This window comes from Ancylobacter sp. G4_0304 (genome assembly GCF_047501495.1).
Lineage (GTDB): Bacteria > Pseudomonadota > Alphaproteobacteria > Rhizobiales > Xanthobacteraceae > Ancylobacter.
Genome location: NZ_JAZDRM010000031.1, coordinates 1 through 13,616, shown reverse-complemented (window position 1 = coordinate 13,616; position 13,616 = coordinate 1). Strand labels below are relative to the sequence as shown.

At 63.6% G+C, this 13,616-nt stretch carries 10 protein-coding genes; all 10 read left to right on the top strand.

Going from position 1 to position 13,616, the window contains the following annotated elements; genetic code table 11:
- Positions 1-49 precede the first annotated feature (49 nt).
- The 10 genes from gmd (at position 50) to VRZ77_RS16595 (ending at position 13,484) form a co-directional block, all read left to right on the top strand.
- Positions 50-1,132: a GDP-mannose 4,6-dehydratase gene (gene gmd, locus VRZ77_RS16640; protein WP_414593727.1), complete on the top strand. Its 1,083-nt coding sequence runs from the start codon at positions 50-52 to the stop codon at positions 1,130-1,132.
- A gap of 2 nt (positions 1,133-1,134) precedes the next feature.
- Positions 1,135-2,094 (top strand): GDP-L-fucose synthase, encoded by a 960-nt coding sequence (gene fcl / locus VRZ77_RS16635; RefSeq protein WP_414593726.1) that lies wholly within the window; start codon positions 1,135-1,137, stop codon positions 2,092-2,094.
- 557 nt (positions 2,095-2,651) lie between these two features.
- The gene (locus VRZ77_RS16630; RefSeq protein ID WP_414593725.1) at positions 2,652-5,633 is read left to right on the top strand and encodes an FkbM family methyltransferase; all 2,982 of its coding nucleotides are present in this window, start codon (positions 2,652-2,654) and stop codon (positions 5,631-5,633) included.
- A 2-nt stretch (positions 5,634-5,635) separates the two neighbouring features.
- A complete protein-coding gene (locus VRZ77_RS16625; protein ID WP_414593724.1) occupies positions 5,636-6,478 on the top strand; it encodes a glycosyltransferase family 2 protein in 843 nt (280 codons plus the stop codon).
- A 110-nt stretch (positions 6,479-6,588) separates the two neighbouring features.
- Positions 6,589-8,124, top strand: coding sequence for a glycosyltransferase (locus VRZ77_RS16620; protein ID WP_414593723.1), 1,536 nt, complete (start codon positions 6,589-6,591; stop codon positions 8,122-8,124).
- Entirely contained in the window at positions 8,121-9,275 is a 1,155-nt protein-coding gene (locus tag VRZ77_RS16615; protein WP_414593722.1) for a glycosyltransferase, read from the top strand. The genes VRZ77_RS16620 and VRZ77_RS16615 overlap by 4 nt, the downstream gene beginning before the upstream one ends.
- Before the next feature lie 189 nt (positions 9,276-9,464).
- Positions 9,465-10,106, top strand: coding sequence for a hypothetical protein (locus VRZ77_RS16610; RefSeq protein ID WP_414593721.1), 642 nt, complete (start codon positions 9,465-9,467; stop codon positions 10,104-10,106).
- The gene (locus tag VRZ77_RS16605) at positions 10,103-11,344 is read left to right on the top strand and encodes an FkbM family methyltransferase (RefSeq protein WP_414593720.1); all 1,242 of its coding nucleotides are present in this window, start codon (positions 10,103-10,105) and stop codon (positions 11,342-11,344) included. Before VRZ77_RS16610 ends, VRZ77_RS16605 begins: the two co-directional genes overlap by 4 nt.
- Before the next feature lie 169 nt (positions 11,345-11,513).
- Complete coding sequence (locus VRZ77_RS16600) at positions 11,514-13,211, top strand: hypothetical protein (RefSeq protein WP_414593719.1); 1,698 nt, start codon at positions 11,514-11,516, stop codon at positions 13,209-13,211.
- A gap of 9 nt (positions 13,212-13,220) precedes the next feature.
- On the top strand, positions 13,221-13,484 hold the full coding sequence (locus tag VRZ77_RS16595) for a hypothetical protein (protein WP_414593718.1): 264 nt from the start codon (positions 13,221-13,223) through the stop codon (positions 13,482-13,484).
- Positions 13,485-13,616 lie beyond the last annotated feature (132 nt).

Here is a 13,616-nt window from a genome sequence, read left to right as displayed (position 1 = left end):
GTGCAGAATCCGGCTCACCGCGTCCATTCTACAGAGATCGAGAAACTTCATGTCGTCTAAAGTTGAACGTAACGGTAAGGTCGCGCTGATCACTGGCGTTACCGGACAGGACGGTGCCTATCTCGCCGAACTGCTGCTCGGCAAGGGCTATGTTGTTCATGCCATCAAGCGGCGTTCCTCGTCGTTCAACACGGGCCGCATCGAGCACATCTATCAGGATCCGCACGCGTCTGACCCGCGTTTCATCCTGCATTACGGCGACATGACCGACTCGACCAACCTGATCCGCATCGTGCAGCAGGCCCAGCCGGACGAAATCTACAACCTCGCCGCGCAGTCGCATGTGCAGGTGTCGTTCGAGACTCCTGAATATACCGCCAATGCCGACGCGATCGGCGCGCTGCGCCTCCTGGAGGCGATCCGCATTCTCGGGCTGGAGAAGAAGACGCGCTTCTACCAGGCCTCGACCTCCGAGCTCTACGGTCTGGTCCAGGAAGTGCCGCAGTCGGAAAAGACGCCGTTCTATCCGCGCAGCCCCTACGCCGCCGCCAAGCTCTATGCCTACTGGATCGTGGTGAACTACCGCGAGGCCTATGGCATGCACGCCTCCAACGGCATCCTGTTCAACCATGAGAGCCCGCTGCGCGGCGAGACCTTCGTCACCCGCAAGATCACCCGCGCCGCGGCCGCGATCCGCCTCGGTCGGCAGGACAAGCTCTATCTCGGCAATCTCGACGCGCGCCGCGACTGGGGCCATGCCCGCGAATATGTGCGCGGCATGTGGCTGATGCTGCAGCAGGACGAGGCGGACGACTATGTGCTCGCCACCGGCGAGACGACGGAAGTCCGTAATTTTGTCACCTGGGCGTTCGAGGATGTCGGCATCGATATCGAGTGGCGCGGCACCGGCGTCGACGAGAAGGGTTACGACAAGCGTACCGGCAAGGTCGTGGTGGAAGTCGATCCGCGCTATTTCCGTCCGACCGAGGTCGAACTGCTGATCGGTAACCCGGCGAAGGCCCATGCCAAGCTCGGCTGGAAGCACGAGACCCCGGTTCGCGAACTGTGCCGCGAAATGGTGACCGAGGATCTCAAGGTCATGGAAACCTCGACCATCATGAAGGAAGCCTGAGCATGTACGATCTCGCGGGCAAGAAGGTTTGGGTGGCCGGCCATCGCGGCATGGTCGGCTCGGCCGTGGTGCGCCGCCTCGGCTCGGAACCCTGCGAGCTTGTCGTCTCCGACCGCAAGACGGTCGATCTCAAGCGGCAGTCCGATGTCGAGGCGTTCATGGCCGACACCCGGCCGGACGCGGTGGTGCTGGCGGCGGCCAAGGTCGGCGGCATCCTCGCCAACGATACCTACCCGGCTGACTTCCTCTACGACAACCTGATGATCGAGGCGAACATCATCGACGCCTCGCACCGGGTCGGCGTGGAGAAGCTGCTGTTCCTCGGCTCGTCCTGCATTTACCCGAAGCTGGCGGCCCAGCCGATCGAGGAGAGCTCGTTGCTCACCGGCCCGCTGGAGCCGACCAACGAGTGGTACGCCATCGCCAAGATCGCCGGCATCAAGCTCGCTCAGGCGTATCGCAAGCAGTATGGCTACGACTTCATCTCGGCCATGCCGACCAATCTTTACGGCCCCGGCGACAATTTCGATCTCAATTCCAGTCATGTGATGCCGGCGCTGATCCGCAAGGCGCATGAGGCCAAGATCGCGGGCGCGCCCTCGATCACCATGTGGGGCACCGGCACTCCGCGCCGCGAGTTCCTGCACTGCGACGACTGCGCCGACGCGCTGGTTTTCCTGCTGAAGAATTATTCCGGCTATGAGCATGTCAATGTCGGCTCGGGGGAGGACGTCACCATCCTTGAGCTGACGCAGCTTGTCTGCGAGGTGGTGGGCTATACCGGCGAGATCGTGCACGACTTTTCCAAGCCGGACGGCACGCCGCGCAAGCTGATGAGCGCCGACCGCCTGCGCGAGATGGGCTGGGCGCCGAAGATCGAATTGCGGGCGGGCATCCGCGATGCATACGACGCCTTCCTCACGGGGCATTATTCCGAGCGGGTGCAGGGCTCCGCTGCCTGAACGTCGTCGGCGCGGCGGGTCGTGCGGAATTCTTAGCCGGCATCGGGATTGGTCGGTGAGCCGTGGGGCCACTGCCTTGTTGCCGCATCGGAATCTGGAACATGGTGCGCTTGCGGGGCGGTGACGAAAATCCCCAGATCTTGCCGTCCGTCCGGGCCTCCAATGTTGCGGAATGGTTAAAGGCGCACTAGTACTGAGCCTGTGACCGCGCCCTCAACGCGCGGCGGGTTCTTGCTTTCACGTAAAGGCAGGCGGACGAAGAGTGCCATCGCCGTTCGCATCGATAGAGATCGGTTCTCCCGCAGCTATTCGGGTGGCGCGTCAGGTCCGCCGGGGGGCGGCTCGATGGCGTGAGGCCGTCAGGTGCGGCTTGTGAGTGGGCTTTGCTTCGGCCGCCCTGAACTTGTCGCCATCTCGGGCCTGTCAGTGCTTCCTGAAAATACTGTGGAGAAGGTCTGGTCGCGGGGGGTGCCGCCGCGCGCCCGCGATGTCGTCTCCGTGATTTCTCCCCAATTCCGTCTCTGTATGCCGGTTTCGGCCGGTTTGGATCGCAATCTATGATTTCTTACGCCCAGAATTTCGAAGATGTCATGATTGCGCGGCTGTTCCCTGAAGATTATCGGGGGACTTACATCGATCTTGGCGCCGCCGATCCGCTCTATGTATCGGTGACGAAGCATTTCTACGATGCCGGCTGGCGCGGCATCAACATCGAGCCGCTGCCGCGCTTCTTCCGGCGACTTGAGGCTGGGCGGCCCGAAGATATCAATCTTCAGGCGCTCGTTGGCGACGAGACCGGTGTCGCGACGTTCTATGAGATCGTCGACTACCCGGAAAACTCGACGATGGACAAGAACGTCGCCGACATGCTCGCCGCGCAGGGTCATGTGGTGCGCGAGCAGACCGTGGACATCGTGACGCTCCGCGATGTCTGCGAGCGCCATGTCGGCGAGCGGCAGATCGACTTCCTCAAGATCGATGTCGAGGGTGCGGAACTCGCGGTGCTCAAGAGCGCCGACTGGACCCGCTTCCGCCCGGTTCTCGTCGTGATCGAAGCCGTGGTCGTCAATGGCACCGAGCCGACCTGGCAGGAATGGGAATATGTGCTGGTCGAGAACGGCTACGAGAAGGTCTGGTTCGACGGGCTGAACAATTTCTACCTGCGCAAGGAAAGCCTCGACCTGCGCAAGCATTTCGTGCTGCCGCCGGGCGCATTCGACAATTTCAAAGTCGCGAACTTCGTGCCGCGCGGCTGGGACGAGGGCCCGGTCTTCGGCGTGATCGAGGAGGTGATCGACGAGCTCAATGTCGACCGCCGCGGCAAGCAGGACGCGATCGAAGGCCTGCTGGAACAGATGAGGGAGGCCGGCGAGACCATTACTCGCCAGCAGCAGGAAGTGGAGCGACTGTCGGGTCGGCTCGCCGCCATCGAGAAGGAGCATCTCGACGGGCAGGCCGCCGTGCGGAAGATGTCGCGGGATCTCGCGGCATCCATGACGCGGACCCATGACGCGGTGCGTAAGGCCGAGCGCGAATTCGACGACCGGCGCTGGGGTTGCCGGCTTCCGCGCGCGATCGCTGCGGTTAAAAAATATGGCGAGTGGCTGTTCCAGGGAATTCTATGCCAGGAATTCCCCTTGCTCCCGGCCAAGCCGCGCCCGCGCATCAGCATCGTGACGCCGGTGTTCAACAATGCCGATACGATCCGCGAGACGATAGAGTCGGTTCTGAACCAGAAGAATGTCGAGCTCGAATATATCATCGTCGATGGCGGCTCGACGGACGGTTCGGTCGAGATCATCCGCGAATATGCCGATCGTCTCACTCATTTCATCCATGAACCCGACCATGGCATGTATGACGCGATCGCCAAGGGCTTCATCTACGCGACGGGCGACATTTTCGCCTATATCAATGCTGACGACGTGTACGAGAATGGCGCGCTCTCGCGCGCCGTGGACGCGTTCTCCCGTTATCCGTCCTATCAGGTCGTGTATTTCGAAGACAGCGTGACGGTGAACGGGTGGCGATTCCCGAACATCAAGCAGAAGTATGTCGATTTTTATCGGCTTTACCGCCGCCACATCCTGTTTCAGGACGGGGTGTTCTTCACACGGCGCGCGTATAATTACGTAGGAGGCCTCAATCGTGGCCTGCGGGCGGCCGGCGACTGGGACCTCTGGGTCCGTCTCGCCTTCCATTTCCCGTTCAAGAAGCTGACCGGCAATGTCAGTTCCTTCCGTGTCCGGCCGGGGCAGCTCAGCCAGAACATGGACGTCTATTATGCCGAGATGGACGAGCGGCGCCGGGCGCTTCGCCGGGAAATCCCGCGCATCGAATGGTGGCTGCGCTATCCGCGCTATGTCTTCAACAACGCCCGCAACAAGATCCGGCGCTTTATCGAGCGCTTCAACAAGGACCGGCAGCTTTTCTTCCCGATCCCGTTCAAGGAGCTGCCGCCGCCGCCCGGCCTGGCGCCGGCTCACTTTCCTCAGGCGCCTGTCAGCCCGATCGACCAGCTGCCGCCGTCGGCGCTGCTGTTCAGCACCCGCGACACGCGCTTCGGCGACAAGCTGATCAGCTACGTCTACTACCACAAGGAAGAAGACGTGGTGTCCTACTATCCTCCGCTCAGCCGCGAGGAACTGAAGGACCTTTACGCGCGCAACTACAATAATCCCAATCCCGAGATCAGCTACCCGGAAGAAGGCTATGGCAGCCCCTATCGCAAGTTCCGGGCGCGCCGCAGCACGCTGAGGAAGCTCGCCCGCGCCAAGCTGTCCAAGCGGACCCGCGAATATGCGATCCGCAAGGGTCTGTTGACGTGGCCCGACCAGTCGCTCGAAGAAATCAACATCATGCTGAAGGCGGCCCGGCCCGGCACGGGCACGGGCGCGCGTCTCAGCTTCCTCGATGTCGGCTGCTTTGACGGCAAGCTGCTGGATCGCCTCGCCGAGCTGAACACCTGGGACACCTGCGGGTTGGAGCCCAATGCCGATGCGGCGGAGATCGCGCGCGGCAAGGGGCACCGCGTCTGGACCGCCGAGGTCGAGGACGCGCTGACGCTGGTGCCGCCGGAGGTGAGGTTCGACGTCATCTTCCTCGGCCAGACCATCGAGCACTTCAACGATCCGCTCGCCGCGATCCAGCAGCTCTCCTCGCTGCTGGCCGAGAATGGCGTGATCATACTGAGCACGCCGAACCTCGATTCGATCCAGATCGAGATGTTCGGCCCCACCTGGTCGCATTGGCACGCGCCCTATCATCGCCATCTGTTCTCGGCCAAGAGCCTTGGCCTGCTGGCCGACCGCGCCGGCATGAAGATGGTGAAGCACCGCACCTGGTCGCATCCCGGCTGGTCCTGGCTCAGCATCAAGATGCACGAGATCGGGCTCGGCGGCTTCGTGCCCCACGGGGTGGTGGTGCCGCCGGACGACATCCGCCGCGCGGAGAGCCTCGCCATCATCTGCCGCGTCCTGTTCGACTGGCGCGGGCGTGGCGACTACATCTATGCGGCGTTCAAGAAGAAGATAGATTGATCATGAGTTACTCGAAGATATCTATCGTCACGCCGTCCTATAACCACGCCCGCTTCATCGAGAGGACGGTGCGGTCGGTCGTCGGCCAGCGCTATCCGAACCTCGAATACATCGTCATGGATGGCGGTTCGAGCGACAATACGGTCGACATACTGAAGCCCTACGAGGCGCATATCTCGCACCTGACCTCGGCGCGGGACGGGGGGCAGTCGGATGCGATCGCCAGCGGCTTCGAGCGCTCCACCGGCGAGATCATGGCCTGGCTCAACAGCGACGACATGCTGGCGCCCGGGGCGCTCGACTATGTGAACTGGTTCTTCAAGAACAATCCCGATGTCGATTTCATCTATAGCCATCGCCTCGCGGTCGATGCCGACGACAAGGCGATCTGGTACTGGCTGCTGCCCCGGCATTCCTCCTATCTGATGAGCCGCTGGGACCTCATCCCGCAGGAAACCTGCTTCTGGCGCCGCTCGCTCTGGGAGAAGGGCGGCAATGTCGATCGCAGCTTCCAGTTCGCCATGGATTACGACCTGTTCGTCCGCTACATGAAAATCGGACGGTTCCGGCGTGCGAACCGCTTCCTCGGCGCGTTCCGGCAGCATGACAGCGCCAAGACCAGCCAGCTCCTCGCGACTGTCGGCGCACGGGAGATCAACCGGGTCTGGGTGGACAACGGCATGAAGCCGCACTTCTTCTCGCCGCTGCTCGCGCACCGTTTCTCCAAGAGCGTCACTTGGCGCGGCATGCGCTTCGCCTTGAACGGCAAGGTGTTGCCGGGCTGCCTGTCCGGTATCGGCTACAGCTATGATCGGGTGTGGGCCGGGCAGTTGCTCGGCGGCTGAAGCGACTGTCGCCTGCGTCCGTCCGGCCATAGAGGCGTGGGCGGGGCTGTCACGGCCCCTTGCGTGGGATGCTAGGTTGTCCGCGAGGGCAGCGAATCGGACTGGGCTTGATGGGTGACGTGTCGCAAAAATCGGGAGGTTCCTCCGGGCGCCGCAAGCGCGGCATTAGGGACTACCTGTCCGGCAAGCTGAAGTCGCTTCTGGGCAAGAAGCGACGCGACAGTCTGAAGACGATGCGCGGGACCGACATCTCCCTGGTCATTCGGCTGGTTTATAATCATTTCCTGCAGCGTGATCCCGACCGCCGGGGCTATGCGCATTATCGCGATCAACTCTTGCGGGGCATGCCGCTCTCCAAGTTCATCGGGGAGGTCGCGGCCAGCGCAGAGGACGGCCGGCGCCTCGCCGACGCCGACGAGATCACGAGCGGCACGGACGGCGAATTCATTCTCGACCTCGGCGAAGCGCTGTTCCGCAACGGCGCCGCCAAGCCCCGCGACATCGAGTTCTACAAGCATGTGCTGCGCGAGCAGAACGGCAGCCGCGAGGCACTGGTCCGCCAGTTCGTGAACGAGTATCTCGGCCGGCTGCGGCATCCCGATCCCGGCTCGGGCATCGAGCAGGTCTGGATCATGGGGACCGACCGCTTTCTGACCCGGCAGATGTGGGACGAGCGGGTCGCCGCGCTCGGAATAATGCCGGCCGCGCCCGAGGTCGTGCCGCTGGAGCAGCGCCATTTCACCCATTCCGGTCACTATCGGGTCTCGGCGATCGCGAGCCTCTATCGCGGCCGCCAGTTCATCGAGAGTTTCCTGGAGAACATCGTCCATCAGACGCTGTTCGCCGAGAGCGAGCTGATCATCATCGATGCGGATTCGCCCGAGGGCGAAGCCGAGATCATCGAGCGCTACCAACGCGTCTATCCCAACATCGTCTATCGCCGGATCAATTACCGTATCGGCATCTACGACGCCTGGAACGTCGGCATCGGGCTGGCCCGCGGCGCATACATAACCAACGTCAATCTCGACGATCTGAGGCGCCAGGACTCCTTCGAGCTTCAGGCCGCCACGCTCGATGCGCACCCGGAAACCGATGTGGCGTATCAGGACTTCTTCTACAGCATGGACAGCGCGTTCGGCTTCGACGAGGTCGCGCGCTGCGACTTCAGGAGCGACCTGCCGCTGGTGACGCGCAATAACATGCTGGAGTTCAACTCCCCGCATAATGCGCCGATGTGGCGCAAGAGGCTGCATGACGAGATCGGCCTGTTCGATACCCAGTACCGCTCGGCCGGTGATTATGAGTTCTGGCTCAGATGCCTCGCGTACGACAAGAGCTTCTACAAGATCAACACGCCCCACGTCGTCTACTTCCAGAACCCCACGGGCCTGTCGACCTCGGCTGAAAGCCGGGGCTATGAGGAGGGGCGGCGCATCTGGCGCCACTATGCCCGCCGACTCATCTCGCCCTATCTCACCATGTCGCGCGCCGCCTTCGAGAGCCGGATCGGATGGACGGGGCCGCGCGACTGGGGGGCGTCGAGCTATGACCTGGTCCACGAGAGACTGAGGGTGCTGGGCGACGAGGCCAAGCGCGGGGGCGGCGAAGGCGCCGCTTCCGGCCGTTTGGGAGCCGGGGCATGAGGCTGCTGGTCGACACATTGGCCTATGCGCTCGGCCGGCCCGGCCTGACGCGGGTCTGGTCGGCGCTGCTGCCGGCGCTCGCCATGCGCACGGATGTCGATCTGGTGCTGCTGGATCGAGGCGGATGCCCGGATGTTGCCGGCGCCCGCCGCATCGCTTTCCCCTCCTATCATCTCGGCAACACTGCGGAGGATTCACGTTTCATCGACGCCGCCGCGCGGATGGTCGGGGCCGAGGCCTTCGTCTCGACGTGGCACAGTTCGCCGCTGACGATCCCCTCGGTCGCACTGGTCGCCGACATGATCCCCGAGCGCGAGCAGTTCGATGTGAGCCTGCGCATCTGGAAGGAGAAGGAGACGGCGCTGAGCTTCGCGTCGGCGTATCTCTGCCTGTCCGAGACCGCACGGGCCGATCTCACGCGCGTCTACCCCTCGATAGATGCGAGCCGGATCGCCAGTTGCGCCCCCCCGCTGGACCTGGGCGTGTTTCGCCCGCGCGGCGACGCCGAGATCGCGGCGTTCCGCGCCTCGCACGGCGTGCCGGAGCGCTATCTCGTGCTGCGCGGAGGCAACGAGGCACGCGCGGCCGATAACGGCGCGGCGATGCTCGTCGGCGCCCTGAAGCGGCTTAAAGGAGAGGCGGTGCATGTCCTGTGCGTTGGCCGTCCATCCTGGTTCGCCTTTTACCTGTCCGCCCGACTCCCCTCCCATGTGACGCTGCAATGCCTCGATATCGGGGGAGAGGAACTGGCCCGCGCCTATTCGGGCGCTTTGGGGTTGATCTATCCCTCGCCCACGGAGGCGATGGAACTGACCGCGATCGAGGCCATGGCCTGCGGCTGCCCGGTGATTGCCGCGCAGGTCGCGCCGTCGGGGTTCGACACGGAGGACCCTGTCCTCGCCTTCGCCGATGGCGACCACGCCGCACTGCTGTCAGCGCTTGTCCCGCTCGACGACGCGGATGGACGACGCCAGCTCGTGGCGAACGGTCAGCGCAAGGCGGCGGCGATGGGTGGGGGCGATCTGGCCGGCACGCTTCATGGCTTGCTGGAGCAGGTGGTCGCGGATTCGCGGAGCGAGCGGATGCAGATGTTCTTCCGCCGCTGGAGCGAACTGCGCACCCTCCAGGCCGACGTCGATATTGGCCTTTAGAAGTAGTCTGAGAGCGCATTAACGTAGCGAAATAAGGACGTCCTTTCCCACAGCGGCTCCGATATTCGCAAGCATCATGCCGGGGGTATTCCGGTGGCGTCCAAGCCATGCAACCTCGACGTTTTCTCCTTTCCAATCTACAAGCTGCACGCTATAGAAACTCTAAGGGACAGGGTTGTGGAGGCGTAGTTGGCAAAGTCTAAATTTGCTGTTCGCTTCAAACGTTCAATCGCCAAGAGGATTGTTCGTTTGATTACGAAGTATTACAATGATCCGTCCACAGAAAAGGGTCTCCTTACTATAGCTGACGCTCAGGCAAGTTTCGCGGGCGTTCATGCCCGTCTTGAGCAGACGGCCGGGTTTGTCGCGTTGGCCGATGCGCGTATCGGCGAGGTCGAACGTATTGTGGCCTATTGTGCCCAGCAGGCTGCCGCTTCCGATCAGGCTATGTCGAGTTTCGTCGATCGTTGTGTGGCATTGGAGCACATGCTGACCAAGCAGCAGGCCGAGGGCGACGCCAAGCGCCAGGCGCTGGAGGCGAAGTCCGTCGCCTATGTGACGCAGAATGCGGCGATGAAGGAGCAGATGGCCACCCTGCAGGCGGAGCGTAAGGCGCTGCTGGATCAGGTGCGCGGCCAGCAGGCGGAAATCAAGGTGCTCAGCGAGAAGCTGTCGGCGGCGCAGACCCAGAGCACAAAGGGCGATGAGGCCTTGGTCAAGGAAAGGCAGGAACTTGAGTTCCGCCAGGCCGCGATGCGTGAGGCGCTTCTGCGCTCCAGCAGTCAGGTGGAACTCATCAAGGATCTGCTGCTGAGGGATGGCGCGCTATGAGCGGGGACGCAGCGCCAGCGCCTTTGCCGCCGGAGACGTCGCGCCTCGACCTTCTGGAGTTGTATCGCCGTAAATGGCGAGAGGGCGACTGGGAAGACCTCGCGACCCAGGATCTGGTCGCCATCGAGGCGCATCCCGAGCGCGCCCGTCTGACCCTTTTCGTCGCGGCGGCGCTGTCGCAGGTCGGCGACCTTGCCGCGGCGCGTTCGCTGCTGCGTCAGGCGGCGGCCTGGGGGTGCAAGCGCCCGCTCATCGCGAACATGATGCTGTCCATGGTCCATAACAGCCTCGGGCGCGCGGCTGCGAGCATCAAGGACGATGCCGGCGCCGACGAGCATTTCGCCGCCGCGATCCGATTGGTCGAGCCGCATGAGGACGCGGCGCTGCTGGCGCGAGGCCGCCGCGTGCGCGAGACCGCGCGCATGGGGCTGCTGCCCGACGCGAGCGATCTGCTGAACGCCGACTGGAAGCAGGCGCGCAAGGAGCCGGTGAACTACGCGGCCCGGCTCGCTTCCATGCGGACCGAGATCGACCTGCTCAACCATGAGCTCGCCCTGTCGCTCAAGCGCGGCCAGATCATGAACCCGCAGGCCCGATCGGGCCCGGAAACGCCCGAAAACCTGGAGGCCCGCGCGGTCTCCCAACTTGGTCAGGACCTCTGGGTGCTGGAGAGGACCGGCTACAAGCGCGGCGGCTTCTTCGTCGAATTCGGCGCGACCGATGGCGTCAAGCTGTCCAATTCCTACCTGCTGGAGACCGAGTACGGCTGGAACGGCATCTGCGCCGAGCCGAATCCTGAGCTGTTCCGCCAGCTCCAGCAGAACCGTTCGTGCATCACCTCCCCGGCCTGCATCGGCGGCGTCACCGGCCAGGAGGTGGAATTCATCCTGGCCGATGCCTTCGGCGGCATCGCCGAATATGCACAGGACGACCCGCATGCCGAGCGCCGCGAAGCATTCCGGCAGGATGGCCGCGTGATGCATGTCACGACCGTCTCGCTCGATGATTTCCTCGTGCAGCACAACGCGCCGCGCGAGATCGATTTCATGTCGATCGACACCGAGGGAAGCGAATACGAGATTCTCAGTCACTTCCCCTTCGACCGCTGGCGCATCCGGCTCATGACCATCGAGCACAATCGCACGCCGATGCGCGAGAAGATCCAGCAGTTGCTGGAGCCGCTCGGCTACAAGCGAACCGAGATGGGCTTCGACGACTGGTATGAGCTTGAGGACTGACGGCGCTTCGCCGGACCGTCAGCGCTCCCGCGACAGGTCGGCGGCGAGATGTTGAGCCCATCGGCGAACGCCCGACATTCCGCGGCGGGTTCGGGAGGCGCTTCGGTACGATTGTTTGGGGTGGGCGCGGTTGTTTCCCTTGCGGGCTTGGGAAGATGAGGCTGGGACGTTGAAGGGGAAAGAGCAGAAAACCTATCTGGCCTATGAGCTCGAAGGCGATCGACTGGCGCGCGCGGGGCGGCTGGATGCCGCGCGTGACGCCTACGGCCTCGCGCTGGAGCTGAAGCCCGACGCGGCATGGATAGAGGCGAAGCGGGATCGGCTGGGCGAAAGCGCCCCTCCGGCCGACGAGGCCTATGGCGACGCGCCGGGGCGGGCGCTCTATCTGTTCGTACCGTTCTACACGCCGAAAGACGCGGCGCGCGCCGAAGAGCTGCTGTTCTGCCTTGACCGGAATCTCGCCAATGGAGCCTTCGCGCAGATCGTGCTGCTGGTGGACGACGACACGCCGCCGCCCCGCTTCGATTTCCGCCTGAAGATGATCCGGCTGGACCACCGGCCGACCTATCAGGACTGGATCGAGGCCAGCCGACGCATCTGCCCCGGACGCATCTCCATCCTCGCAAATAGCGACCTGTTCTTCGACAACACGATCGGGCGGATTTCGGAGATCTTCGATCGCGATCCCAGGGCGTTCATCGCGCTCAGCCGCTTCGACAAGGAAGGCGACCGCTCGGTCCCCCATCCCCATCCGCACTGGTCGCAGGATACGTGGGCCTTTATCCCCGACGCCGGGGACGACACGTCGCTGGACGCGAATTTCGCCGTGCCGCTCGGCGTGCCGCGCTGCGACAACAAGATCGCCTATCTGTTCTCGGTGTTCGGCTATTCGATCTACAATCCCTTCCCGTTCGTGCGCTCGGTCCATGTGCACGAGACCAATCTGCGCCACTACGACAAGAAGCGCGATCGCCGGGTCTCGGGCGGCGTGGCCATGGTCCATCCCGGCGAAAGCCTGACCGACCCGGCCCGGCTCGACGTGGAAATCTGGTCGCAGAACGTCTCTCAGTTCGCCTCGCTGCGCTTCAACCGCACCTTCGAACGCTGGGACGAGGAATATGGGCGGGAGATGACGCCGCGCCCGGCATGGCTCGGCTATGACGACGAGTGGCAATATCCCGCGATCACCGAGAAACATGCCTTCGAGCGGATGCGCGCCAGCCTTCCGGAGGAGAAGGCGCTGTACGACACCGTTTATTTCGGCTTTCCCTTCGCCACCTTGATCGACCTGATCAACACGGTCGGCCCGAACAACCCGCGCACCCGCGAGCTTCAGGGGCGGCTCGACGGATTTGCCGAGAAGTTGAGCCTCTACAAGCGCGTGGTCACGGTGTGCCAGCACATACGGGGGCGCGATACCGGCCACCTGTTCGCCAAGGCCGGGATCACCGACCTGTTCTGGTCGCATAATGTGGTCGGGGAAACCTCCTTTCCCAAGGCGCCTGCGACGCGGGTGCTGCCCTTCCCGCTCTATCCGGTGCAGCAGGTCGCGACCGACGACGCTGACATCCGCCGCACGCGGCGCTGGTTGTTCTCCTTCGTGGGGGCGAAGGCGACGCCGGTCTATCTCACCAAGTCGCGCAACATGATCATCGATCTGCTGAAGGACGATCCGCGCGGCATGGTGGTCGATCGCGACGCGTGGCACTACCAGCAGATCGTCTACGATCATCAGATCATGCAGCGGTCCGAAACGGCGACGGGCCTGGTGAACGACTGCCACTCGTCGGACTTCAAGGCGATCATGAACGATTCGGTGTTCTCGCTGTGCCCGTCCGGCAGCGGGCCGAACACGATCCGTCTCTGAGAATCGGCGGTGAACGGGTCGATCCCGGTCATCCTCGCCGATATGTGGCAGCCGCCGGGGCCGAAGGAGCTGTGGGAAGAGGCGGTGGTGTTCTGCGCCGAGGCGCCCGATGCCATCCGCGCGCTTCCCGACCGGCTCGCCACGCTCGCCGACGACAAGAATGTCATCCGGCGCAAGCGCGAAGCGCTGAAGCGGCTGCTCGACCGCTATGGCCCGGACAATTTTGTCCACGACATTCTGGCCCTGTTCCCGTCCGCCGCCAAGGGCGCGTAAAGGGCCTGTCGCCGCCGGCTGTCGGCGCGGCCGCCGTGAACAGCGGCTGCAGGCCGTGCGCACTCGTCCGCGGTCGCGGCAAATGCTATGAGACCGTTTTTGCAGAGAAGCTCCCCCATGTCCGCCCAGCCC

What these genes read in the sequence shown, in the direction of transcription:
- VRZ77_RS16625 (WP_414593724.1), top strand. Translation starts at nt 5,636, where the DNA reads ATGAGTTACTCGAAGATATCTATCGTCACGCCGTCCTATAACCACGCC.
- VRZ77_RS16630 (WP_414593725.1), top strand. Translation starts at nt 2,652, where the DNA reads ATGATTTCTTACGCCCAGAATTTCGAAGATGTCATGATTGCGCGGCTG.
- VRZ77_RS16620 (WP_414593723.1), top strand. Translation starts at nt 6,589, where the DNA reads ATGGGTGACGTGTCGCAAAAATCGGGAGGTTCCTCCGGGCGCCGCAAG.
- gmd (WP_414593727.1), top strand. Translation starts at nt 50, where the DNA reads ATGTCGTCTAAAGTTGAACGTAACGGTAAGGTCGCGCTGATCACTGGC.
- VRZ77_RS16605 (WP_414593720.1), top strand. Translation starts at nt 10,103, where the DNA reads ATGAGCGGGGACGCAGCGCCAGCGCCTTTGCCGCCGGAGACGTCGCGC.
- VRZ77_RS16615 (WP_414593722.1), top strand. Translation starts at nt 8,121, where the DNA reads ATGAGGCTGCTGGTCGACACATTGGCCTATGCGCTCGGCCGGCCCGGC.
- fcl (WP_414593726.1), top strand. Translation starts at nt 1,135, where the DNA reads ATGTACGATCTCGCGGGCAAGAAGGTTTGGGTGGCCGGCCATCGCGGC.